The sequence below is a fragment of the Sphingobium sp. CFD-1 genome (assembly GCF_024611115.1).
In the GTDB taxonomy this organism is placed as follows: Bacteria; Pseudomonadota; Alphaproteobacteria; order Sphingomonadales; family Sphingomonadaceae; genus Sphingobium; species Sphingobium baderi_A.
In genome coordinates, this window is record NZ_CP084398.1 from 3192204 (window position 1) to 3215487 (window position 23284).

General features: G+C 61.5%; 16 protein-coding genes. 11 read left to right on the top strand and 5 right to left on the bottom strand.

Annotated elements, in window-relative coordinates:
- Positions 1-133 precede the first annotated feature (133 nt).
- The 5 genes from LDB26_RS16125 (at position 134) to LDB26_RS16145 (ending at position 9102) form a co-directional block, all read left to right on the top strand.
- Positions 134-2611 carry a TonB-dependent receptor gene (locus tag LDB26_RS16125; RefSeq protein WP_257539167.1) on the top strand — a complete coding sequence of 826 codons (2478 nt, stop codon included), beginning with the start codon at positions 134-136 and terminating at the stop codon, positions 2609-2611.
- Positions 2612-2886: 275 nt separating this feature from the next.
- On the top strand, positions 2887-3903 hold the full coding sequence (locus LDB26_RS16130) for a cytochrome P450 (RefSeq protein WP_257539168.1): 1017 nt from the start codon (positions 2887-2889) through the stop codon (positions 3901-3903).
- Between the two features lie 154 nt (positions 3904-4057).
- A complete protein-coding gene (locus LDB26_RS16135; RefSeq protein ID WP_257539169.1) occupies positions 4058-6466 on the top strand; it encodes a TonB-dependent receptor in 2409 nt (802 codons plus the stop codon).
- 12 nt (positions 6467-6478) lie between these two features.
- Positions 6479-8695: a molybdopterin-dependent oxidoreductase gene (locus LDB26_RS16140; RefSeq protein WP_257539170.1), complete on the top strand. Its 2217-nt coding sequence runs from the start codon at positions 6479-6481 to the stop codon at positions 8693-8695.
- Between the two features lie 14 nt (positions 8696-8709).
- Complete coding sequence (locus tag LDB26_RS16145) at positions 8710-9102, top strand: DUF4345 family protein (protein ID WP_257539172.1); 393 nt, start codon at positions 8710-8712, stop codon at positions 9100-9102.
- Here LDB26_RS16145 and LDB26_RS16150 read toward each other — a convergent pair.
- From LDB26_RS16150 to LDB26_RS16165, 4 genes are all read right to left on the bottom strand, one after another.
- Complete coding sequence (locus tag LDB26_RS16150; RefSeq protein ID WP_257539173.1) at positions 9094-9438, bottom strand: hypothetical protein; 345 nt, start codon at positions 9436-9438, stop codon at positions 9094-9096. The two genes, LDB26_RS16145 and LDB26_RS16150, sit on opposite strands and share 9 nt — an antisense overlap.
- Entirely contained in the window at positions 9435-10673 is a 1239-nt protein-coding gene (locus tag LDB26_RS16155) for an aromatic ring-hydroxylating dioxygenase subunit alpha (RefSeq protein ID WP_257539174.1), read from the bottom strand. Before LDB26_RS16155 ends, LDB26_RS16150 begins: the two co-directional genes overlap by 4 nt.
- Positions 10670-11323: a glutathione S-transferase family protein gene (locus LDB26_RS16160; protein WP_257539175.1), complete on the bottom strand. Its 654-nt coding sequence runs from the start codon at positions 11321-11323 to the stop codon at positions 10670-10672. Before LDB26_RS16160 ends, LDB26_RS16155 begins: the two co-directional genes overlap by 4 nt.
- Positions 11324-11628: 305 nt before the next feature.
- On the bottom strand, positions 11629-12210 hold the full coding sequence (locus LDB26_RS16165; RefSeq protein ID WP_257539176.1) for a TetR/AcrR family transcriptional regulator: 582 nt from the start codon (positions 12208-12210) through the stop codon (positions 11629-11631).
- 245 nt (positions 12211-12455) lie between these two features.
- Between LDB26_RS16165 and LDB26_RS16170 the strand changes: the two genes are divergently transcribed.
- From LDB26_RS16170 to LDB26_RS16185, 4 genes are all read left to right on the top strand, one after another.
- On the top strand, positions 12456-12884 hold the full coding sequence (locus tag LDB26_RS16170; protein ID WP_257539177.1) for a nuclear transport factor 2 family protein: 429 nt from the start codon (positions 12456-12458) through the stop codon (positions 12882-12884).
- 85 nt (positions 12885-12969) lie between these two features.
- Positions 12970-15111, top strand: coding sequence for a TonB-dependent receptor (locus LDB26_RS16175; RefSeq protein WP_257539178.1), 2142 nt, complete (start codon positions 12970-12972; stop codon positions 15109-15111).
- Positions 15112-15113: 2 nt separating this feature from the next.
- Positions 15114-16460: a phosphotransferase gene (locus LDB26_RS16180; protein WP_257539179.1), complete on the top strand. Its 1347-nt coding sequence runs from the start codon at positions 15114-15116 to the stop codon at positions 16458-16460.
- A gap of 653 nt (positions 16461-17113) precedes the next feature.
- The gene (locus LDB26_RS16185; protein ID WP_257539180.1) at positions 17114-17236 is read left to right on the top strand and encodes a hypothetical protein; all 123 of its coding nucleotides are present in this window, start codon (positions 17114-17116) and stop codon (positions 17234-17236) included.
- Positions 17237-17289: 53 nt separating this feature from the next.
- Here LDB26_RS16185 and LDB26_RS16190 read toward each other — a convergent pair whose 3' ends face one another.
- Complete coding sequence (locus LDB26_RS16190; RefSeq protein ID WP_257539181.1) at positions 17290-18312, bottom strand: site-specific integrase; 1023 nt, start codon at positions 18310-18312, stop codon at positions 17290-17292.
- Positions 18313-18809: 497 nt separating this feature from the next.
- Between LDB26_RS16190 and LDB26_RS16195 the strand changes: the two genes are divergently transcribed.
- Together LDB26_RS16195 and LDB26_RS16200 are read left to right on the top strand one after the other, a co-directional pair.
- Positions 18810-20987, top strand: coding sequence for a molybdopterin-dependent oxidoreductase (locus LDB26_RS16195; protein ID WP_257539182.1), 2178 nt, complete (start codon positions 18810-18812; stop codon positions 20985-20987).
- A gap of 107 nt (positions 20988-21094) precedes the next feature.
- Positions 21095-23245 (top strand): TonB-dependent siderophore receptor, encoded by a 2151-nt coding sequence (locus tag LDB26_RS16200; protein WP_257539184.1) that lies wholly within the window; start codon positions 21095-21097, stop codon positions 23243-23245.
- Positions 23246-23284 lie beyond the last annotated feature (39 nt).

Genomic DNA, 23284 nt, shown 5'->3' on the forward strand with positions numbered 1-23284 from the left:
TCGAGAGAATGGCCCAAGATGTTTGGCGCAGCGATCTTGGTTTGCCAGCCTGTTACGCCCTCTCACCCGATAGGTTGACCTTGCCCGATCAAGAGCCTCTCAAAGGCCGATCAACGTTAAGTAGGGGGGAAGCATGAAAGTATTCGGACTGCTTCAGGCTACGATACTGTCAAGCCTGACATTCGCACTCGTTCAAGGGGCGAATGCGCAATCCAGCGCGAGTGCACCTCAAGGTGCGGAAGAACAGCCGGTCGGGTTGCAGGACATCGTTGTCACTGCGCGCCGTACCGAGGAAAGTCTGCAGACGACCCCGCTGGCTGTCACGGCGTTAGGGGATGCGGCAATCGAGCGGGCGCAGGTCGTCAGCGTTCAGGATGTTCAACGCGTCGCGCCCAGCGTCGTGATTTCGACCGGGTCGGCATCGACGTCCGGCTTTGCGTTCGTGTCGATCCGCGGCCAGGGCAATCTCCAGCCGCTGATCGCCAACGATCCCGCGGTCGCCACCTATATCGACGGCGTCTATATCGCGCGGCCCTCGCAGGGGCTGACCGATCTGCACGATCTTCAACGGCTGGAGGTGCTGCGCGGGCCGCAGGGTACGCTGTTCGGCCGGAACACGACAGGCGGCGCGATCAACATATTGTCCAAGGACCCGGTCGATCGGCTGGAAGGCAGCCTGAAGGGCGAGGTGGGCAGCTATGCCTATAAGGACGTCGAGACCGTGCTGAACGTCCCGCTCGCCGACGGCCTGGCGGCGCGCTTCGTCTACGACTTCCACGATCGCAACGGCTATGGCGAGAACGACCGTCTGCGCCGCGACGTCGGCGACCAGAAGAGCCATTTTGCCCGCGGGAAGCTCAAATATGAAGGCAATGGCTTCGACATCACGCTGAGCGGCGACTACAACAAGATCACGGACAAGGGCCAACTGGCGCAGACCGCCGGCTATAATCCGCTGCTGTTCGCCGGTCCGCTGGCGGCATTCGCGCCTGCGCTGGCCGGTGCGATCCACACGTCCGACAATTGGTACACCACCTATGGCGGCGGGCTTATCCGCCCGACGACCAACCCGGTCTTTGCGACACTGCCGGCCGATATCCAGGCGCGCTACAGCCGATTGCCCTTCGACAAGCTGGTGGCCTACGGCTTTGCCGGCGTGATCAATATCGACCTTGGCGGGCATTCGTTGAAATCGATCAGTGCCTATCGCTATTCGGATTCCGACGGCCTGATCGACCTGGATGGATCACCCGCGCCTGTCCTGTCGGTCTATGGCGGCGCGCATTCCGAATCCTATTCGCAGGAATTGCAGCTTTCGGGCAACGTAACCGAATCGTTGAGCTATATCCTAGGCGGCTATGCATCGCGCGAAACGGGATATGAATATTCCCGGTCGCAGATTTTCGGCGGGCTGATCCGCAACAGCTTCGGCGATGCGAAGAACACGACCAAGGGTCTCTATGCTCAGCTCTATTATAACCTGACCGATACCCTGCGTGCGGTCGGCGGCTTCCGCTATACCTGGGACGGTCGTGAAGTTGTGCTCCACAACCAGCAGGTGCTGGGGCTCGCGCCCAACGCACCAGTCGCCGGCACTCCTTTTGGCGTGAACTGCAATCTCGCCAACCCGGATCAGACGCCGACCGCGACGCAGTGCAACCAAACGCAATCGAAGAATTTCTCCTATCCCGCCTGGAATCTGGGACTCGACTGGCAGGCGACCGACGACATCTTCGTCTATGTCGCGACGCGCGGCGCGGCCAAGGCGGGCGGTTTCAACATCCGTGCGGGCTCGCTTCCCGCCTTCTCGCCGGAAAAGGTCAAGGATGTCGAGGGCGGCATCAAGGCAAGCTGGCTCGACAATCGCCTGCGCACCAACGTCGCGCTGTTCCATACATGGAAAAGCAATGCGCAGGTCATCGTCAATGCGGTCGCGCCGGGTGTCGGCGTGACCCAATATACCCAGAATAACGGCGATACCCGCGTATGGGGCGCAGAGTTCGAAGTGGTCGCCGCGCCCTGGGCCGGCATGGAGATTTCGGGCAATCTCTCGCTGCTCGACGGTAAGTATAAGGCGGGCAGCATTTCGGAAGTCCAGCGCATCACCAGCGCCACGGCGCTGGCCGGTTGTGCCGCCGCACCGCCGGCCAGCGCGGGCGGTACGCCGCGCTACGACTGCACGGTCGATCTGAGCGGCCGTCCCATCACCCAATTGCCCAAGAAGCAGTTCAGCATCGGCGCCACTCAGACCATCCCGATGGCGACCGGCGACCTGATCCTTCACGTCGCCTATGCCTATGTCGGCAAGCAGCACTTCAATCCTGTCGTTGCGGCGGACCAGCAGACCGCTGCGGTCAAAGCGGCCTATGCGCAGGAAAATGCGCTGGGCGAAACGGCGGGATACGGCCTGCTCAACGGACGTATCGCCTTCCAGCTCAAGGACCCGCAGATCGAACTCTACGTCTACGGCCGCAACTTGACCGCAAAGAAGTATCTCAGCCGCCGCTTCTCCGATCTGTATCAGACCGGCGGGCTGGGCGTGGCGGTGGATTATGCCGGTGATCCGCGCGTCGTGGGCATCGGCATGCGGTATCGCTTCGGCGGATCGTGAAAAGGAAGTATACGTCGTGGAATATCGCGCCCGCGCCATTCATGGCGCTGGCGCGAGCCCGCCCGAAATGACCAGAAAGGCCTACTGTGATCGACGTCCCCGACAATGTCCCGCACGACCTCGTAATGCCCTTTGCATTGACCCCTCGGACATCGACGACGGTCAATCCCTATACGGACATCATTCCCAAGCTGCACGAAGGTCCGCCGGTCTTCTACGGGACGGACGTTTTTCCGGGCCGGCAGGCCGGTTGGATCGTCCGGCGCGCCGAGGATTTGCGCAAGATCTACGCGGATACCGAAAATTTCCATAAGCGCGGCAATACCGGGTTCGCGGCCGGCATCGGCGAGAGCTGGGACATCATCCCGACCGAGTTGGACCCCCCGCGGCACACGGAATTTCGCAATGCCCTGAACCCGGTCTTCTCGCCCAAGCGCATGGGCGAGCTGGACGGCAAGGTGCGCCTGCGCGCACGCGAATATATCGAGAAGTTCCAAAATCAGGGCGAGTGCGACTTCGTCAAGGATTTCGCTGTCCCTTTTCCGGTGTCGATCTTCCTCGATCTGCTCGGATTGCCGCAGGAAGAGATGCAGCAGTTCCTGGACTGGGAATTCTCCCTGCTGCACACCGACGACATGGAAGATCGCGTACAGGGCACGCTCGCGGTGAAGGCCTATCTGCTCCACACCATAGAGGAACGCCGTAAAAATCCCGGCGACGATCTGATCAGCATCGCGCTCGAGCTGGAGGTGGACGGCCGCAAATGGTCGGCAGAGGAGGTGTTCGGCCATTGCTTCAACCTCTACCTGGGCGGCCTCGACACCGTGTCGGCCAATATCGGCCTGCATTTCTTCCACCTCGCGACCCATCCGGCGCAGCAGGATGAGCTGCGCAAGAACCCGGCCGGCGCGACCCTGGCGATCGAGGAACTGCTGCGCGCCTATGCGGCCGTCACTACCTTCCGCATCTGCAGCAAGGATGTCGTCCTGCATGACGTGACGATCCGCGCCGGCGACCGGGTCGCGATGCCCACGCCACTGGGATCGAACGATCCCGAGGCGTTCGACGCGCCCACGCAGGTCCGCTTCGACCGCCGCCCGTCGCACCTGACCTTCGGCTACGGTCCTCACCGCTGCCTGGGCGCCCATCTGGCCCGCCGCGAATTGCAGATCGCCATGCAGGAAATGCTCGGCGCCATCCCGGAATTCACAATCAAGCCAGGATCCGAAGTCCCCTTCTACCTCAGCAACATCATCCACGTGGACGCACTCCCCCTGGTCTGGAGCCGATAGATTCAACGATAGCGTCTTTGCACCCGGCGATAGCGAAGACCGTCGTGTCGGACAGGTCGCTGCCCTAATCTCAACCCCGGCACCGATGCGATCCATCCCGGCAAAGCGCCTTGAGCATGGATCGATAAAAAGGTGGCGATGGGGAGATGAACTTATGAAATCCGCTAAAATACGGGCGCTCGCGACGGGCGCGCTCTTTCTGGCGACGACCGCCGCACCTGCTGCGGCACAGGATGCCGCCGATCAAGCTTCGGCTCGTACCGGGACGGACGACATCGTCGTGACCGCACGCCGTCGGGAGGAATCGCTCCAATCCGTGCCGGTATCGATCACCGCATTGTCGTCGGAAATGCTCGAACAGAAATCGGTGCAGGATCTGAGCGACGTCGCCACGCTCACCCCCGGCTTCCGCTTCTCGCAGGAAGGGGGCAAGAACCAGCCATCGCTGTCGCTGCGCGGCCTCGGCGTGCTGCCGATCGGCGAAGGCGTTCCCGCGGTCGTCGCCTATTTCAACGACGTGCCGCTGTCCAAGGAAGGTGGGAATATTCCGACCTTCGATCTCGCCAACATCCAGGTGCTGAAAGGTCCGCAAGGCACGCTGTTCGGTCGCAACACCATCGGCGGCGCGGTGCTGATCAACTCCAAGAAGCCGACCTTCGACACGGAAGGCTATATCCAGGCCGGATACGGCAATCTGGACTACAAGGAGCTGGAAGGCGCGCTCAATATACCGCTGGCCAAGGACGTCGCCGCGCTGCGCGTGGCGGCGCAATATCGCAACCGCGACGGCCGTACGAAGAATCTGACACCGGGCAATCCCGATCTAGACGACACCAACCAACTGAGCTTCCGCGCGTCGCTGCTGCTACAGCCGACCGAAAACCTCACCAATACGTTGATTTTCGACTATTTCCGCGCGCGTGAGAAGCCCGCCGCCGAAGTGCCCTATCGCTACAATGCGGGCGTGTTGACCGCCATATTGGCGGGCGGCTTCGGCCTGACACCGGCCGATGCCGCCATTTACGAAGCGGACCTTGCGAGCCTGGCCGCGCAACAGAAGGCCAATGGCCCGTTCAAGGTGACGAACGACCTCGCCAATGACGGCAGCGGGTTGAAGGTCGCGGCGGATCGCAAGATCTGGGGGATAACCAACCTCACCAGCCTGGACCTGGGCGACGTCACCATCCGCAACATCTTCGGCTATCGCAACGTCTATAACTATCAGTTCGTCAACACCCAGGGTACGCGCCAGCTCAACGGCCCTCAGGGGCGCCTGCTGATCTACCATACCGGCGCGGAGGCCAATAAGGAGTTCTTCACCGACGAATTCCAGGTGCTGGGCGACATGGGCCGGCTCAACTGGATCGCGGGCGCCTTCTACAGCAAGGATCGCCCCACAGGCATCAACGTCAACTTCCCGCAGCAGTTCAGCTTCATCGATCTCTATGGTCAAGCGGTCAACTACAGCACGACCCATTATACCAACAAGAGCCTGGCGCTGTTCGGGCAGGTCGGGTTCAAGATCACCGACAGGCTGACCGCCAATGTCGGCGGCCGCTACACATGGGACAAGGTGGCGGCCTGCGCGGGCAATAGCCTGATTGGCGCGCTCAGCGAAAAGCAATGCGCCGACCAGGCCGCGCTCAACCTGCCCGACGGCACGGGCATCGTGAAGAACAAGGGGGACTATGCCACCTGGACGCTGGGGTTGGACTATCAGGCGAGCGACGACCTGTTCCTCTACGCCACGTCGCGTCGCGGCATTCGCGGCGTCAACGTCAACACGCCCCTGTTCGAAACCCCCTTCACCACCGGCGGCGTCGGCGCCTGCCTGGGCGGCGCCAATTGCCCGGACCTGCGCCCCTATCAGAAGGTGGATCAGGAGCAGGTCACCGACATCGAACTGGGCATGAAGCTCAGCTGGCGCGCGGGCGACATGAAGGGCCGCTTCAACGTGTCGGCCTTCCAGACCAAGTATAAGGGTGCGCTCCAGTTCTTCAACGTGCGCCCGCTCGGCATTCCGCCTACGGCGCCCGACCAGCCGACCCGCACGTCGCTGGCGATCAACGCGTCGGACGCGACGGTGCGTGGCGTGGAGGCGGAACTGGTTGTCGAACCGACCCACTGGCTGAGCTTCAGCTTCAGTGGCGCCTATGTCGACCAGAAGGTGGACGAGGTGAAACCCTTCGGCCCGCTGACGCTGTCCAAGGACCAGGTCACGTTGCCCACGCCCAAATTCTCCGGCACGGCCGCCCTTCGCGCGGTGCTGCCCGTGCGGCCTATGGACGGCGAACTCACCTTCAATGCCGACCTTTATCATACGTCCGCCTATGACGCGCAATTCGGACAATCTCTGCCCGGTTACGATGTCGTCAACAGCCGGTTGGAACTGAGCGACATCGGCGAGCGCGGCATCAGCATCGCCGCCTATGTCCGCAACCTGTTCGACAAGGAATATCCGATAGGCCCATCGGTATTGCTGAGTTCCTTCCCGGCCAGCACCGTCTATTATGGCGATCCACGCACCTACGGTCTGCAATTGACCTACAGGTTCGGCAGCTAGGAGCAGGCAGCGATGATGATCCACGATAGCGTGCAACACCGGACCTGCCCTCTGTGCGAGGGAATGTGTGGCGTTGCCGTGACCGTGGAAGGCGGACGGGCGGCGACCGTGCGTCCCAACAAGCAGGATGTGTGGAGCCGGGGTCATATCTGTCCCAAGGGCACGACGCTCGGCGCACTGCATCACGATCCCGACCGGTTGCGTACGGCGATGGTGCGTGACGGGACGGAATGGAAAAGCGCATCCTGGGACGGCGCGCTCGAACGGCTGGAAATGCTGGCCGAAGGCGTGCGCGACCGCCATGGCCCCCATGCCTTCGCTGCCTATGGCGGCAATATGGCGGGCAAGGATGCGACGCTGTCGCGCTATTCCGGGCTCATGCTGGCCACGTCGGGCATTCAACAGGTCTATTCATCCGGCACGGTCGACCAGCATCCCAAGAATCTGTCGGCGATGCTGATGTTCGGCAATGAATGGAAAATCCCCATTCCCGATCTGGACAATACCGACCTGTTCGTCATTTTCGGCGGCAATCCGGCCGCGTCCAAGGGCAGCATATTTTCCCACCGGGACGTGATGGGCGCGATGCGCGACCTACGCGCGCGGGGCGGACGCGTCATCGTGATCGATCCCGTCCGTACCCAGACGGCGCGATCGGCCGACCAGTGGATCGGGCTTAAACCCGGCAGCGATGCCGCCTTCATGCTCGGTATCGCCCATGTCCTGTTCGCCCGCAGCGCGGTGCGCCTGCGCCATCTGGACGGGCTGGTTGAGGGGCTCGACGCGCTGCGCACGCTCGTCGGCGGTTTCAGCCCGGAGCGCGTCGCACCCTTTTGCGGCATCGACGCCCGCGTCATAGAGGCACTGGCCGACGAACTGATCTCCACCGAGCGCTCCGCCATATACGGACGTATCGGCACCTGCACCCAAAGCTTCGGCACGCTGTCGTCGTGGATGGTCGACGTGCTGGCGATCCTGACCGGCAATCTGGATCGGCGCGGTGGCAGCATGTGGAGCCGCCCGGTCGCGCCGCTGGTGGACATGCTGGCAACCCTGCCCCCCGGCATGCCGGTCGTCATGGGCAAGAGCCGAGTGCGCGGCGTGCCCGCCGTGCTGGGCCAGTTCCCCGCATCCTGCATGGCCGAGGAGATCGCGACGCCTGGCGAAGGCCAAATCAAGGGACTGGTGACCTTCGGCGCCAATCCCGCGCTTAGCGCCCCGGATTCGGACAAGCTGGCCCGGGCGCTGCCCCTGCTGGAATGCATGGTCAGCATGGACAATTATCTCAATGAGACCACGCGGCACGCCCATGTGATCTTCCCCAGCCCGTCTTCGCTGGAGAGCGCGCATTACGACATGTGGTCCTGGGTCTTCTGCCTGACCAGCGGCGGCCATTATTCCCCGCCGGTCTTCCCGGCCGCCGATCGCCCCGACCATTGGCGCGTGGTCGCTCGCGTCGGGGCGATCATCGGCGGGCAGAAGGACGCGGACGTCGATGCGATGGACGACGGCTATTTCCGCGCTTTGGCGACCGGCCGGGGTATCGACGCCGATATGGCGATCGCGGCTCTGCCGCATCGGGGCCCCGAACGCATCCTGGACCTCGCCATTCGAAGCGGTCCCTTTGGCGACCGCTTCGGCGCAGTCGCGGATGGCCTCACGCTCGACAGTTTCCGCGACAAGCCCGACGGCCTGCTCATCGGCCCCGCCATACCCCGCGCCCAGGAAGGGTTCGAGACGGCATCGGGCAAGATCGAGATCGCGCCTGCGCTCATCCTGTCTGATATTCCCCGGCTCGAACAGGCATTGATCGCGGAGACCCCGTCCCTTCTTCTCGTCAGCCGCCGCCATCTCCGTTCGCTCAACAGCTGGATGCACAATATCGATACGCTGGTGAAGGGTAAGGACCGCTGCACCCTGCAGATGCACAGCGTGGATGCGGCGGCCCATGCACTGGCGGACGGCGACCTGGTGACCCTGAGGTCCGCATCGGGCGAAATCCATGTGCCGCTGGAGATTGACGACGACATCCGACCCGGCGTCGTGTCGATGCCGCATGGCTGGGGGCATAGCGATCCGCAGACACAGTTGACGATCGCGCAGGCCCATGCCGGGACCAACAGCAACGTCCTGAGCCCCGGCCCCCTGGTCGACGCCATTTCGGGCAACGCCGTGCTGAACGGCATTCCGGTCGAGGTCCGCAAGGCGGATCTTCATCCCATTCATTGAGGGGCAGCCATATCATGACCAAGCTATTATATATATTGACCGGGCTGATCGGTGTCGCGCTGATCGCCTTTGGTTTCTACGCGCTGGTCGCGACGACGGCCGTAACCGACATGACCGCTCTGGCGCCCAGGGGAAGCGCCGGGCTCAATGAAGCACGCGCGATCTACGCGGGGTCATTCTGGGCGATGGGAGGCATTATTCTCTATGCCCTGGGCCGACCATTTGTTCGTCAGCCTTTGCTGCTGTCCATCGGCATCATCTTCGCCGGCTTCGTCGTCGCGCGGTTCGTCTCGATCGGCATGGACGGCTACGATCCGGCGCTCGCCGCATCGATCGGATCGGAAATCGTCGCGGCGCTCATCCTGATCGCCGCCAGCCGGACGCGGACCGCCGGATCGTCAGTCTGAAAGTGCCGCCTGGCCGCCCACCGCGACATGATGCGGATAGGGCGCGCCGGGCAGCCGGGCGGCCCCGAAAAACTCGACGGCCAGGGAGGCTTCGACCAATCCCAGTGCGACGCGATAGAGATGTGCTTCGGCCGGAGGCAGAGCTCTTGCCCCGAAACCGTCGAGATGGGCCATGATTTCGGTCAGCCGGGGCGCGGCGATGTCGTAAAATTGCTTCAGCGCATCGAACGACATGTCCTGACGCGCACGATAGCGACTCTCCATCCCAGCCAACCCCTCCCACAGGTGGGCGAAGGGTTCCAGATCGGCGAAGGCGACCGGCAGGCTCGGAGTCATGCCACGCTCCTCATGCGCGTCGGGACGCCATCCAGCACGGAGCGGATCACCGCTGCGCGATGGCGCGGCAGCATTTCGGCTTCGCCATAATAGAAGCCATCCGTCGCGCCCGATGCCAACCCCTTTTGCTGTCGTGCCATGATCAAAAAATCCTCCATGCCCGAATCCCGGGCGAACGCGGTCGCCTGCGCGATGGCCAGCCTTTCGCTCGCCGTGACGGGTGCGTGATAATAATAATGCGCCGTCCAGCGATGGCTTTGCGGGGTAAGCGGCCAATGCTGCTGCGTGAACCAGCCACCGGCCCCCGGGTGCAGCATGAAGTTCGGAAAAACGGCGAGCGACGCCGGCGTTTCCGCATTGGGATAGCCCTCCCCCTTCACCCGCCCGGCCAATCCGCCCATGGTTTGCACGGCAAAGGATTGCACATGCCGGTCTCCGCGCGGTCGCCAGTCTGGATTGCTGCGCGACCAGCCTGCCGCATGAGGGCCGGCAAAGGCCATCTTGCGAAATTCGGAGAAGGGATTGGACGGCGTCACCGATATCTCGCGGATCGTCAGGGCATGCACCGTGCCGACATGATAGCCCTCATATTGCGGATCGAGGCCCGCCTTCCAATTTGCCGCGACTTCGTAGGTCAGGCTGTCCCGGTGCGCGAACGGCGCCAGCGTCGTCGCTTCCAGCAAAGGGGCGATGCCGCCCAGGAAGGCTGCGAGCGACATGGCAGGCTGCGGGTCGAGGTTGATGAATACGAAACCGGCATGCATGTCGAGCGCGATGGGTACCAACCCCAGATCCTGCGCGTCGAGGGTGGGAAAGCGCTTCTGGTTGGGAATCGCCTTCAGGCTGCCGTCTAGGCGGAACGTCCAGCTATGATAAGGGCATCGAAGCGCTTCGGCCTTGCCGCATGCACCGTCGGCGACCGGCATACCGCGATGCCGACACACATTGTGAAACGCGCGCAGCATTGCGTCCTTGCCCCGCACGATCAGCACCGACGCACCGCAAATCTCGACATCGCGGACGACATAGTCGCCTGGCAGCGGGACATCCTCTTCCCGCACCATGTAAAGCCAGCACCGCCGGTAGATCGCTTCGCGCTCCGCCTCATGCTGTGCCGCGCTCCATAAACTGTCGGCCGCGATCCGTCCGTCCCGCAGTATCGCTGCGTCGGGCGCCATTATGCCGGCCCCGATATCAAAAGCGCCGTCGGCGGTGTCGGACAAACAATTGATCATGCCACCTGCTCCCGAAGCCCGATAGCACCGGCCAGCATGTAGTCGCCGCCACGCTCGATGCTGCGCCGGAAGGCGGGTCGGCCGTGCAGCCGTTCCAGCCAGGCGACCATGTTGCGGTATCCGTCGATCGGGACCAGCGCCTGCGCATTTTCCGGAATAAAGCTCATCTGTATATCGGCGGCCGAAAAAGCTTCGCCCAGCAGATAGGGGCCGCTCGCCAGCGCCGCGTCGATATAGGCGAGGACCTGCGCCAACTGCGTGTCCGCCGCCGCATCAATCGGGCTGCCAGCTAGCCCGAAGGCGCGGGCATAGACCTTGATCATAATAGCATTCATACCGGACGAGACTGCGAAATAGAGCCACTGCCGGTAGCGTTCATGTGCGTCGGTGCCCGGCTCCGGGGCCAATCGGCCATCGCCATAGCGCTCGATCACGTGCTCCGTAATCGCACCAGATTCGATGATGATCCGGCTTTCATCCTCGATCATCGGAGACTTGGCTACCGGATGCAAGGCCTTCATCTCCGGCGGAGCAGCCAAGGTCACGGCGTGCCGCTGATAGGCGACAAGTTCGTAGGACAATTCCAACTCTTCAAGCAGCCATAAGGTTTTTTGGGAGCGCGAGTCGTTGAGATGATGGACTTTAAGCATAGCTAGGCTTTCATCGATAGTTGGAGTCGGACGTCAGCAGAAAGCCTGTCCACACACTCTGGGGGAGGCAGGCTTGGGCAATTCGATACCGTCGATCGCAGCTAAAGATTTATGAAGGGGGAGCCGGCACCTATTGCGATGGCGCCCAGACCCGCGACCGCTACCCTCGTTCTCGCAGCAGCATTTCCCTCCTTGCGGCGCTGGTTCTATTTTTTACAACGTCAAGCTCACGCAGCCGGCGCTGAACCCTGCTCTGTTCAGAATAGGATAACGGTGTTCACTCAAGATGCAATCACTAAATATGCTTAGCCGGCTTGGCGCCACCCAGCGATCAAGACGTCGATAGTCCCTGACAACACTTCGCGACGCTCGGGAAGATCTTTGTGCGTACTTCCCCCGGGGAGCGAGACCGCGCCAGTGATGATCGCCATCAGGCTGGCACAGGCCATTTCCGGCGGCACCTTCGTGCAGCCGATCTGCGAGAACAACCCCGTGATCGTTGCCTCGAACAACGCATGGAGCCGTGCGGCCGACGGCGATATATCGCGGATGCGCACGGGCTTGCCGTCTGCCTGCGGCGCGCGCGTCCATAGCAACGTTAGCATGTTCATGCCAAATGCGTTCGCCTGTTCGCTGGCAAAGGCGAAACCTTCGTCAGCAACCGCGCGCAGCCGCGCTTCTGGATCGGCGTGCGCATCGAACACCGTCTGCAAGCGTCCGACATAGGCGTCGAGTTCGGCGTCGCGAATCGCCAGGAACAGCGACGCTCGATCGGGGAAGTAACGATAGACTACGCCCGCGGAATAATGGGCGTGCCTAGCGATCATCCGCAGCGAGACGGGCGTGTCGCCCTCCATCGCGATCAGTTCGCGACCGGTTTCGATCAATTTGTTGCGGACTAGATCCTTCGCTTCTGATGTACGCGCGCGCCGCCCTCGCTGAGGTGCCTCAGCATCAGGATTGGGGGTAGGGAATCGAAATTGGGGCATGTCGCAACCTTGGCAATCAGATCGAAATACCGGGTTAGAGTCTCGGCGGCGAAGAGGCAAACCCGGTGCTTCCGTAAATTCCCTTTGCGTGAACGGCGTTATCTTAATAAGTGAACGTTGTAATCAACACTCCGGAGGGGACCATGAGCGCAGCGAACGAAGCCACGGTGCTGGCCTTTTTGAAGACCTTCCACGAAGGCAATCCGCCGGATTTCGCCGCGCTCAAGCGCTATCTCGCGCCCGACGCGGTCTATTGGTCGCTGGTGCCCTCGGCGGTGCAAATCAAGGGTGCGGACGCGATCTGCGCGGGGATTGAGCGGCAGTTCGGCATGTATCGCGATTGTACGTGCCAGGTGCATGCGATCGGATCGGGCGGCAATCACGTCTTTACCGAACGCACCGATCATGTCGTGTTGCATCATGACAGCCGGACGGTGAGCGCGCGGCTCTCCGCCGTGTTCGAGATCGATGGCGACGGCCTCATCTCGTCATGGCGCGAATATTGGGATTCGGAAGAGGTGGTCCGCCAGATGGGCGTTACCCGCGCCGAAATGGAAGCGTCGATCAGCTGAGCCGCCGCCGACGGTGGTTTTCACACATAGCGACGCACGATCGCCCCGATGCGGGCGGCGATGCCGATCGCGAAGGGGAGGATATATGAAGATTCGAACGAACCTGCTTGGCCGCCCGGCCATGATCGTCCTGACGCTCGCCTTGTTGCCGGCAGCGGTGCAGGCCCAGACGGCCCGTCAGGCCGGAGCCGCGCCCGAAGACGGCGTGCAGGATATCGTCGTCACCGCCCGGCGGACGTCTGAAAAATTGCAGACCACGCCGCTTGCAGTGACCGCGCTCACCTCCGATGCGCTCGCGCGCCGGCAGATCGTGGACGTGACCGCGATCCAGCAGGCGGCGCCCAGCCTATCGATGGCGCAGAGCCATTCGGGCGTCGCGATCACCTTGCGCGGGCAGGTCCAGTCGAACAGCGATGGCAGCGTCGATCAGTCGGTCGGCCTGTATGTCGACGGCGTCTATATCGCGCGGCAGATCGCCGGCGGCTTCGATCTGATCGATATCAACCAGGTCGAGGTGCTGCGCGGGCCGCAGGGTACCCTGTTCGGCCGCAACACTACCGGCGGCGCGGTAAGCATCACCACCAACAAGCCAACCGACCGGCTGGAAGGGCTCGTCAAGGCGGGGATCGGCAACTATGACAGCCGCGAACTGATGGGCCTGATCAACGTGCCGATCGCAGACGCCGCCGCGGCGCGGATCGTCTATCGCCATGCACAGAATGACGGCTTTGGCCGCAACATCAATCTCGGGCGGCGCGTGGGCGACGACAATACCGATTATGTCCGCGGCTCGCTCCGGATAGCGCCGACCGACGGCTGGTCTCTGACGGTTGTCGGCGACTATTTCGATCGCGACAACAATGGCCCGCTCGAACATCTGCTGGCCTATAATCCGGCGCTGCTGGGCAATCAGGACGCCGTTGTCCGGAGCCCCTTCTACACGACCTCGTCGGATCTGCGCAGCTATGCGCGCCTGAAGTCCTGGGGCACCAGCGCCACGCTCGAGGTCCCGCTCGGCGTGGCCACGTTCAAGGCGATCACCGGCTATCGCGGCTATAAGCTCGACACGCTCGACGATTTCGATACGACGCCGATTCCCTTCTTCACCAACAACACAATCGGCAGGATCAAGCAATTCTCGCAGGAGGCGCAGATCTTCGGCAAGATCGGCGATCTTGGCTGGATCGCGGGGCTGTTCTATTTCCACGAATATGGCAGCGAGCGGTTCAACGTGTTTGGGGGAGCCGTCGATTATAATGGCCGGATCGATCACAAGTCGTTCGCGCCGTTCGCGCAGCTCAATTACAATGTGACGCCGAACCTGCGCGTCACGACCGGCCTGCGCTACACCAAAGACAAGCGCGCGGTGACCACGCACAACCTGGTCGGCGGTTTCTGCGTCACCAATCCCGTGCTTGTCTCAGATGCGGCCACCTGCGAGGCGAACCGCGAGAAATCGAACGACTATTTCTCGTACACGCTGAGCGCCGACTATCGGTTCAGCTCATCGCTGTTCGGCTATGCGCGCACCAGCATGGCGCACAAGTCAGGCGGCTTCAACAAGACCACCGCCAATCTCGAAAGCTTCAATCCCGAGAAGGTGACCGATTATGAGATCGGCCTGAAAGCCGATCTGCTGGGCCGCAAGCTGCGGATCAACGCCGCCGCCTTCATCGCTTATTATCGCAACATGCAGCGGCCGATCACGTCCGATGCGACGGGCGCGCCGGTCGCGCTCACCCAGTCGATCGGCAAGTCGCGCATTCCCGGCGCCGAGCTGGAGATCGTCGCGGTGCCGGTGACGGGGCTCGAACTGTCCGGCACGATCGGCGTGATCGATCCCAAATATGTCGATTTCAGCGACGCCACCGGCGATCGGACAGGCGAGCCGTTCACCCAGGTCTCGAACCTCACCTGGAATATTGCCGGCACCTATTTGATCCCGGCTTCCTATGGCCAATATAGCGTGCACGCCGACTACGGATATCAATCGCGCAAATATTTCTTCCCGAACGAACGGTCGCGCGAGCCGGGCTATGCTTTACTCAACGCCACGATCGGATTGACACTCGACAATCCGGGGATCGAACTCAGCCTGTGGGGACGCAACTTGACCGGCAAAAAATATAATTCCTACATCCTCGATTTCTACAATGCCGCAGGCGTGACCACTGGCTTTCCGGGCCAGGCGCGCACCTATGGCGTCGCCGCGACCTATCGGTTCTGACGATGATGATCGAGCAGACCGAAGCCGAAACTACCGTCCACGCCGGCATCGCCCGCTGGGTGGAGGATGCGCTGGGCGGCACCGTGCGCGAGATCGTCCGGCTCGAGCGCTGGCGCCCGTCGTGGAACGTCGTCGCGCAGACGCCCAGCGGCGAGGTGAAGCTCCATTTCCGATCGGATCGGGGCGCCGGGCTGGAAACGCGACCGTTGCGGGCCGAATATGAGGTGCTCCGCCTGCTGGATGGCGAGGGCATTCCGGTTCCGAAACTCTATGGCTGGTGCGAAGATCCCGAGGCGATCGTGATGGCCGCGCTGGACGATCATCCCTTTCATGGTGGCGCCGACGGCGATCCTGCGCTTCATGCGATGATCGAAAGATATATGGAGATATTGGCGAGAATCCACCGGATCGACACGATCAAGGCCGAAGCCGCGGGTCTGGCGATCCCCGACACGGCCGAGGATATCGCGCTCGCTTATTTCCGGCTGGCCGACGCCACTTATGTGAAGAACAAGGCCGGCCCGGAGCCGATGATCGAGTTCATGCGCGGCTGGATCCTGCGCAACATCCCCACGCACCGCACGCGTGCCGTGCTGCTCGTCGCCGATGCGCCGCAATTCTTCCATGACGGAGCGAAAATCACCGCGATCTACGATCTCGAAATGGCACATGTCGGCGATCCGATGATGGATCTCGCCTCGATCCGCGTCCGCGACATCAACGAGCCGATCGGCGGGCTTGCCCGGCTGATCGACGTATATGCGGCAGCATCTGGTGAGGCGATCGACTGGCCCGTGCTGCAATTCCACACGCTAGTTTCGTTCTTGGCAGTGCCGATGATGACAGGTGCGATGATGCGCATCCCGCATCCGCATCCAGCGCTGGTGGAATATATGTCCTGGGAACTTGGTTGCGCGCGCGCCGCGCTTGAAGTGCTGGCCGAAATTCTAGGCATCACGCTAGATCCAGTGCCGGTGCTAGTGCCCCAAACAACACGCCACAGCGAGGCTTTGGCCGATCTGGTGGCGATAGCTGAGACATTGCCTCCGCCGGACGGACTGCTGCGTGAGCATCGTGCGCTTTCGCTCGCACGCTATGCGCAAAGCGTCGATGCGATCGGGCCAGAAATCGAACGGCGTGAACTCGCCACCATCGAGAGGTTGCTCGGGCGAAGCTTCGTCTCGTTGACGGATGCAGAGGCCGCGCTCGAGGCATTCGTAAATACAAAAGCAGCGCTGCACGAAGCATCATTGGTCCAACTGTTCTACACCACGATCACGCTTCGTATGCAGTTGCTGCAGCACTACCCCGGACCTATTGTATTCCGCAGACTGGGCTGCACTCGGTAAGCTAAATTGATTATAGAAGTAGACCGAATAACATGCTGACTTTCGTTCAATGGCTAGACTGCATGGTCAGCGAGATCGTGATCGCTGAGAGGTGGCATCCGCGTGACGTAAACAATAATAAAGACTGCGCAGTGGGTTTCGACGCTCTACCATAAGAGCACGAACTGCTGTTGATCAAGAGATACATGCGCCGCAGAACTCCCCCTCGAACTCCCGTCAGGCGATAAGCCCTTGTCCTGCATCATTCATCTTAGATTTAATTGGGATTAAGCCTTAGGTCGCTTCCCGCTATCTCCGCGTTGTTCTTGAGGCATTCGATTTGTACGGATTAAGATGATTCATAACGAGCGCGTCAGGTCTTGTCGGAGGCCCCACGATCAGCCATTTTCTCGCCGCGGGACATCAACTGCCCTCGCTCAGATCTAACGCGGCCTCCGACGAACGGCTGAAGAGCTCCGGCATTAGCGACATCGTGGTGGGCGATCTGCGTAATGATGCCGATGTAGCGCGCGCGGAAGGGGTGGACGGATTGATACATATCCCGCCGAATATCGTCGAGGATGAGCACGAGATCGGTTATCGGGTCGTGGCGGCCCTATCGTGTGATGGTCTGGGGCCCCGGGTGGGCCACGACGATCCGAGCCGACCGTTTCATGCTGCCAACACATGAGCAGGTGCGTGACAGCCTGATCGCCAGGGTCGAGGATTGGGATGGCTTCATTGAACGTCAGATCGCCGATCCTCATATCGTCGCCTATGCTCAGCAGGAAAACTAAACCTTAGATCACAGTCGGCAACCGATCGGCTCAGACCGCCATAATGCTCTGTTTTATGCGTCCAGCCGCGCCGCGAGATCCGCTGCTTTCGGCTTGTAGTAGACTTGTAGCATTGAAAGCGATTTGTGGCCGGTGATGGCCGCCAGTTCCAGGACGTTGGACAATTTTGGTGCCATGGTCGTCGCCGCCTCGCGACGGCTATCGTGAAAATGGATATGCGAAAGCCCGACAGCTGTCTTCGCCTCGCGAAAGAGCTTATCGAAATGTCCCGCTTGTATCGGCACGACGCGCGCCGATGGCTCGCGCGTTTCCACGATTCGCAACAATGCCGTGGCTGCCTTCGACAGCGGCACATCCCGCTCGTCCCCATTTTTGGTCATATCAAGATGTGCGTGCCGGGCATCAAAATCTATGTCCGACCATGACAAGGAGAGGATTTCTCCCTTACGCATCGCGGTCTCGAGGGCGAGGTAGAAAGCGAACGCGACCCAATGCGACGCACTCGTAGGCTGGCTCTCACCGTCCCAACCCAACTGGGAGACGATTTTCTTACGTTCCGGAACCGAAACACGCTGAGTCCGAGCCCGCGGCTTGCGAGGTTTTGTGACCTGGGAACAAGGATTCGCGGTCAACCCCAGCCGCCATTCCTTCATGGCATGGGTGAAGACAGACGAGATCAGGCACAGCTCTCTGTTCACGGTCGAGGCCGATACGCTGACCAGCCGAGTATCTCGCCAGTCCGCTATGTCCGGGCCGGTGATGGAAGTGATTAGCCGGTCGAAAAGCTGAAACCGCCGGACCAACATTTCAAGCCGTATCTTTTCCCACCGACCGCCACGCTTGTTTGGCGAAACTTCGTCAGCATAGCGCCTCAAGGCGTCGGCCGCTGTCACCTCCTCAGTCGTTGTCGGCTCATTCAGGATCACCTCAGGAGCAATTCCCGCGATGATCTTACTCTCGGTTATGATAGCCCAACCCTCGGCCTCGGCCTTGGTATCGAACGTGGCGCTCATCGTTTGACCGTTGCGCCGAACCTGAACCCGCCAAGCCTTTTTGCGCTTCTGTATGGTAGCCATAGTCGTGCCTTTCTTGCCGTTTGAAGTGGCACAATCTTGCTAGCGGCCTTGGCACAAATGGCACAATGGGGGGTCAGGACTAGTAGTTCAGGGCGAAATTCTGTAAAATAAAATATAGTTATTTCATATATTTAGTTGCAATCCCGGCGCTTTGAATGGCATCTCGACCGCACCATTCAATCTTCATGGGAACGGGAGCTTCGCCTTCGGGCGATGTGAGGGCGCGCATGGAGCGTTGAGCCGGTCGGCCGGATCGGCAACCCAATCCAGCGCCAGATAGCGCCGCATGATATGGCGGAGGGGATCGGCTTAGGCCTGGTTCACAACCGGCCTGCGGTTCTCGACATCATAGCCCCATGGCTGGATCAGCGCCCGCATTCCCGACCATCCTGAACAGCCTGCCTTGGGGCAGGCAGCGCACGGGGCATTTCAGCCGAGAAATATGCTATAGCTCAACGCAAGGACGCGACGAGAGCGTCCGCCGAGGAGAGAGCGTTATGCGAGAGGTCAAGTCCTTCTGCCGGTTCTGCATGCCGTTTTGCGGCACGCGCGTGACGCTCGACGACGAGGATCATGTCGTCCAGGTGCGTGGCGACCGGGATGACCTGATGACCACGGGCTATGCCTGCATCAAGGGTCTGGAGGCTTCCGCCGCCTATTACGCGCCCGATCGCGTGCTGCGACCGCTCAAGCGGCAACCGGATGGCTCGTTCGCGCCGATCGCCTGGGAAACCGCGCTGGACGAGATTGCCGCGACGATCCGGGCAACCGTAGCGCAATATGGCGGGGAATCCATCGGCGGCTTCCGGGGCACGGGCGCCTTTCTCAACGCATCCGCGACCAGCATGTTGCCCGCATTTCTGACGGCGATCGGATCGCACAAGCATTTCACCACCTATACGATCGATCAATCCGCCAAATCGGTAACGGCGGGGCGGATGGGCTTTTGGAACGCGCCGCGCCATCCGCTGCGCGACAGCGACGTACGCATGATGTTCGGCGCCAACCCGCTCGTGTCGCTGACCAACAGCTATTTCGACATGACCAATCCGACCAAGCGGATGAAAGAGGCGCGCGCGCGCGGCATGAAACTGATCGTGATCGATCCGCGCCGGACCGAGACGGCGGCGTTCGCCGATATATTCCTCCAGCCCTATCCCGGCGAAGATCCGACGATCGCGGCAGGATTGATCCGCATCATCCTGCACGAAGGCTGGGAAGACGCGGCCTTCTGCCGGGATCATGTCGCGGATCTCGAAATCCTGCGGACGGCCGTGGACCCGTTCACCCCCGATTATGTGGCCACGCGCGCAGGAATCGATCCTGCCGATCTGCGCGCGGCGGCGCGGCTGTTCGCGGTCGAATGCCAGCGTGGCGGAGCCTATGCCGGCACAGGGCCGAGCATGGCGCCGCATTCCAACCTGTCCGATCATCTGATCGAGGCGCTGAATGTGATCTGCGGGCGGTATCAGCGGGAGGGCGAGCGCGTCGTGAACCCCGGCGTGCTCCGCGCGCGCGGCGATCCGCGCGCCCAGGTAATCCCTGCCGGGCGCAGCTGGGAGCAGGGCTTCAAGAGCCGGGTGGGTGGCTATGGGATGCTCGGCGACGAGATGATGGGCGGCATCATGGCCGACGAGATCCTGGCGCCTGGCGCCGACCAGGTCCGGTGCTTCATCAGCCACGGCTCCAATCTGGTGAATGTCATTCCTGATCAGCAAAAAATGCTCCGCGCGATCGAGACACTCGATCTGCTCGTCAACATCGAGCCTTTCATGAATGAGACTTCAAGACTGGTCCATTACATCCTGCCGCCAAAAATGGGGTATGAGCGCGAGGATCTGACGATGTTCCTCTATGAGAGCCTGTATGCCGAACCCTATGCTCGTTACACGCCCGCGATCGCGGCGCCACCGGCGGGTTCGGACCTGATCGACGAGTGGGAGATTTATTGGGGGCTGGCCAAGCGGCTGGGGCTCGATCTCGTCTATGACGGCGTGCCGCTCGACATGGCCACCAAGCCTACAACCGACAGGCTGCTCGCTATCGTCGCGCGCCATGCGCCCGTCCCCTTCGCGCAGATCAAGGCGGATGAAATGGGCGGCATTTACGAAGGCACGCCGCAATATGTCGGGCCAGCATCGGACGGGCATAGCGGCCGCTTTACGGTGGCGCCGGATGACATCGTCGCCGAACTTCGCCAGATTCTCGACGAACGGGACAGTCATGGCGCCTATCACAGCCATGGCGCCATCTTCAGCCACAGATTGACATCGCGCCGCATCCGCGACGTGCAGAATTCCGCGCACCGCAACATCCCGGGGATACGCAAGCGGATGCCATACAACTTCGCTTATCTGAACCCCGCCGATCTCGCCGCAATGGACCTCGTCAATGGCGACCGGATCGAAATCAGTTCGGACGCGGGCATGATCCCTGCCGCGGTCGAGGCGGACGCCGGGGTAAAGCCGGGCGTCATACAGATGACGCACGGTTGGGGCGGGCTTCCCGGCGACACCAGCTATGATCGCGACGGCGCCAACACCGGATTGTTGATCAGCACGGATCGCAATCTCGAACCGATCAATGCAATGCCGCGCATGTCCGCCGTTCCCGTCAACATCCGGCCGGTTCGGGCGCGGGTGGCGGAAGAGACCGATCATACAGGGGGAAGCTGAAGCGTCTCGCTCCTGTGGAATAGCGAATATTAGTATATTGCGAATCATTTGCATATTAAGGTAAGTGCCCGCCGATTGTCACATTGGAGACATTCGAAGGGGGTATCGTGGTTCGTTCTGTTATTCCGGCTTTTCGGTTCGCTTTGCTGACGGCAAGTTTTCTTTCAGCGCCGGCTTTCGCGCAGGAGAGCGCGGAGAATCGCAACGAAAGCGGGTCTGGAGACGGCACCATCATCGTTTATGGCAGCGGAACGGACAGGAATGCCGCTGCTACCGGGCTTGACCTGACCCCGCGTGAAACGCCGCAGTCGCTCACGATCATCACGCGTGAGCAGATTGACGACCAGGCGGCATCGACCGTTGCCGATGTGCTGGAATATACCACCGGCCTATCCGTCAAGCGCGTCGACCGGGGCCGCAACCTGCTGTCGGCCCGTGGCTTCGACATTACCAATTTTCAGCTCGATGGTTTGCCCTTCGCAACAGGGAATATCGGGCTGGAGGAAAGCAGCACGGTGATCTACGATCGCATCGAAGTCATTCGCGGGTCGGTCGGCCTGCTGCAGGGCGCGGGTGAGCCATCGGCCTCGATCAACATGGTGCGCCGACAGGCTGACGCACGCGAATTGACAGGTACCGTGACGCTTGAAGCGGCATCGTGGGACCATTTCTCGGCAACGGCGGATGTCAGCACACCGCTGACCGGCGATGGATCGGTGCGCGTCCGTTTCGCGGCTGAAGTGTACCAGCAGGATGCCTTCGTAGACCTGGAAAGCAGCAAGGGTTTCACTCTGTACGGCGTGATCGGCGCGGATCTGGGGCCGAACACGCGGCTGCGCGCGGGGGCGAGTTACCAGAAGGATGAGCGCAACGGCGTGATGTGGGCGCAACTGCCCTATTGGTATGCCGATGGCACGGTCGCAAAATGGTCCCGCTCGAAGACCACGGGCGCGGATTGGAACGCCTGGGACACGGCCGAAACCTCTGCCTTCCTGACGATCGAACAGGATCTGGCGACCGGCTGGTCGTTGAAGGGCGATGTCTCCTATTTCCAGCAGACCGAAGATTCCAAACTTATCTGGCTATGGGGCAGCCCGGATCAGGCCACAGGCATCGGCATGAATGTCTGGCCCTACTGGTATCTCACCAAGCCCAAGCAGTGGAACCTCAACCTCCAGCTGAAAGGCCATTACAGCCTGTTCGGTCGCCAGCATGAACTGGTTGTGGGCGCGATGTATAATCACCTGAAGACGGGCTGGACCAACCGTGATCCAGATCCCGCCACAGTCGCGCCGGTCGGCGATTTCAACGCATGGGACGGCAGCTATCCTGAGCCGACATGGGGACCGCGCTTCCGGATGAGTGGCATCGGCACGACAAAGCAGACTGCCCTCTACGGCGTGACGCGGTCCCAGCTGTTGGACCCGGTAAAGCTGATTATCGGCGGCCGACTCAGCACCTGGGTGCGAGACGAGGAAGAAGCGCTCTACACGGCCGAGCCATACCGCCTGAAGAAAAAGAATGTGTTCACGCCCTATGCCGGGGTGATTGTGGACCTGAACGATTTCCTGTCCGCTTATGCGAGCTACACCAGCATCTTCAATCCGCAGACCGCACGCGACCGCAACGGACGCTATCTCGATCCGCTGGAAGGCGCCAACTACGAGGCGGGACTGAAGGCGGACCTGATGAACGGTCGGCTGCGCCTGTCGGGAGCGGTGTTCCGCATCGAGCAGGATAATTTCGCCGTTCCCGACATCGGCTATTTCGTGCCGGGCACCACGGATGTGGCGTCCAAGCCCGCGATGGGCACGGTGTCGAAGGGCTATGAATTCGAAATGCAGGGTGAGGTGCTGCCGGGCTGGGACATCAGCGCGGGCTGGAGCCACTTCAAGGCAACGGACGCGGATGGCAATGACGTACAGGCACATCAGCCGCGCAAGGTGTTCCGCATGGCAACGAAATATGAGCTTGGCGGCGCGTTGCGCGGTTTCAGCCTCGGCGGCTCGGTTCGCTGGGAAAGCCGCCCGCCCCAGACGGCGGAAAATCCTGGCACTGGGGAGACGGAAAAGGTGGGGCAGAAGGCATATTGGCTTGTCAATCTGATGGGCGCCTACGACATCACCGAACAGCTATCGCTCCAGATCAATGTGAACAACGTCTTCGACAAGCGTTACTACAACACGAACAGCTGGTTCGGGGGCTATATTTATGGCGAGCCGCGCAATGTCCGCGCGACTTTGAAGTACGGCTTCTAACCTGCAAGACCGATCCGGGCGGGAGCCTAGCTGCCCGGA

Coding starts and splice junctions, on each gene's coding strand:
- LDB26_RS16125 (WP_257539167.1), top strand. CDS start 134: ATGAAAGTATTCGGACTGCTTCAGGCTACGATACTGTCAAGCCTGACA.
- LDB26_RS16135 (WP_257539169.1), top strand. CDS start 4,058: ATGAAATCCGCTAAAATACGGGCGCTCGCGACGGGCGCGCTCTTTCTG.
- LDB26_RS16140 (WP_257539170.1), top strand. CDS start 6,479: ATGATGATCCACGATAGCGTGCAACACCGGACCTGCCCTCTGTGCGAG.
- LDB26_RS16145 (WP_257539172.1), top strand. CDS start 8,710: ATGACCAAGCTATTATATATATTGACCGGGCTGATCGGTGTCGCGCTG.
- LDB26_RS16150 (WP_257539173.1), bottom strand. CDS start 9,438: ATGACTCCGAGCCTGCCGGTCGCCTTCGCCGATCTGGAACCCTTCGCC.
- LDB26_RS16155 (WP_257539174.1), bottom strand. CDS start 10,673: ATGATCAATTGTTTGTCCGACACCGCCGACGGCGCTTTTGATATCGGG.
- LDB26_RS16160 (WP_257539175.1), bottom strand. CDS start 11,323: ATGCTTAAAGTCCATCATCTCAACGACTCGCGCTCCCAAAAAACCTTA.
- LDB26_RS16170 (WP_257539177.1), top strand. CDS start 12,456: ATGAGCGCAGCGAACGAAGCCACGGTGCTGGCCTTTTTGAAGACCTTC.
- LDB26_RS16175 (WP_257539178.1), top strand. CDS start 12,970: ATGAAGATTCGAACGAACCTGCTTGGCCGCCCGGCCATGATCGTCCTG.
- LDB26_RS16180 (WP_257539179.1), top strand. CDS start 15,114: ATGATGATCGAGCAGACCGAAGCCGAAACTACCGTCCACGCCGGCATC.
- LDB26_RS16185 (WP_257539180.1), top strand. CDS start 17,114: ATGCTGCCAACACATGAGCAGGTGCGTGACAGCCTGATCGCCAGGGTC.
- LDB26_RS16190 (WP_257539181.1), bottom strand. CDS start 18,312: ATGGCTACCATACAGAAGCGCAAAAAGGCTTGGCGGGTTCAGGTTCGG.
- LDB26_RS16195 (WP_257539182.1), top strand. CDS start 18,810: ATGCGAGAGGTCAAGTCCTTCTGCCGGTTCTGCATGCCGTTTTGCGGC.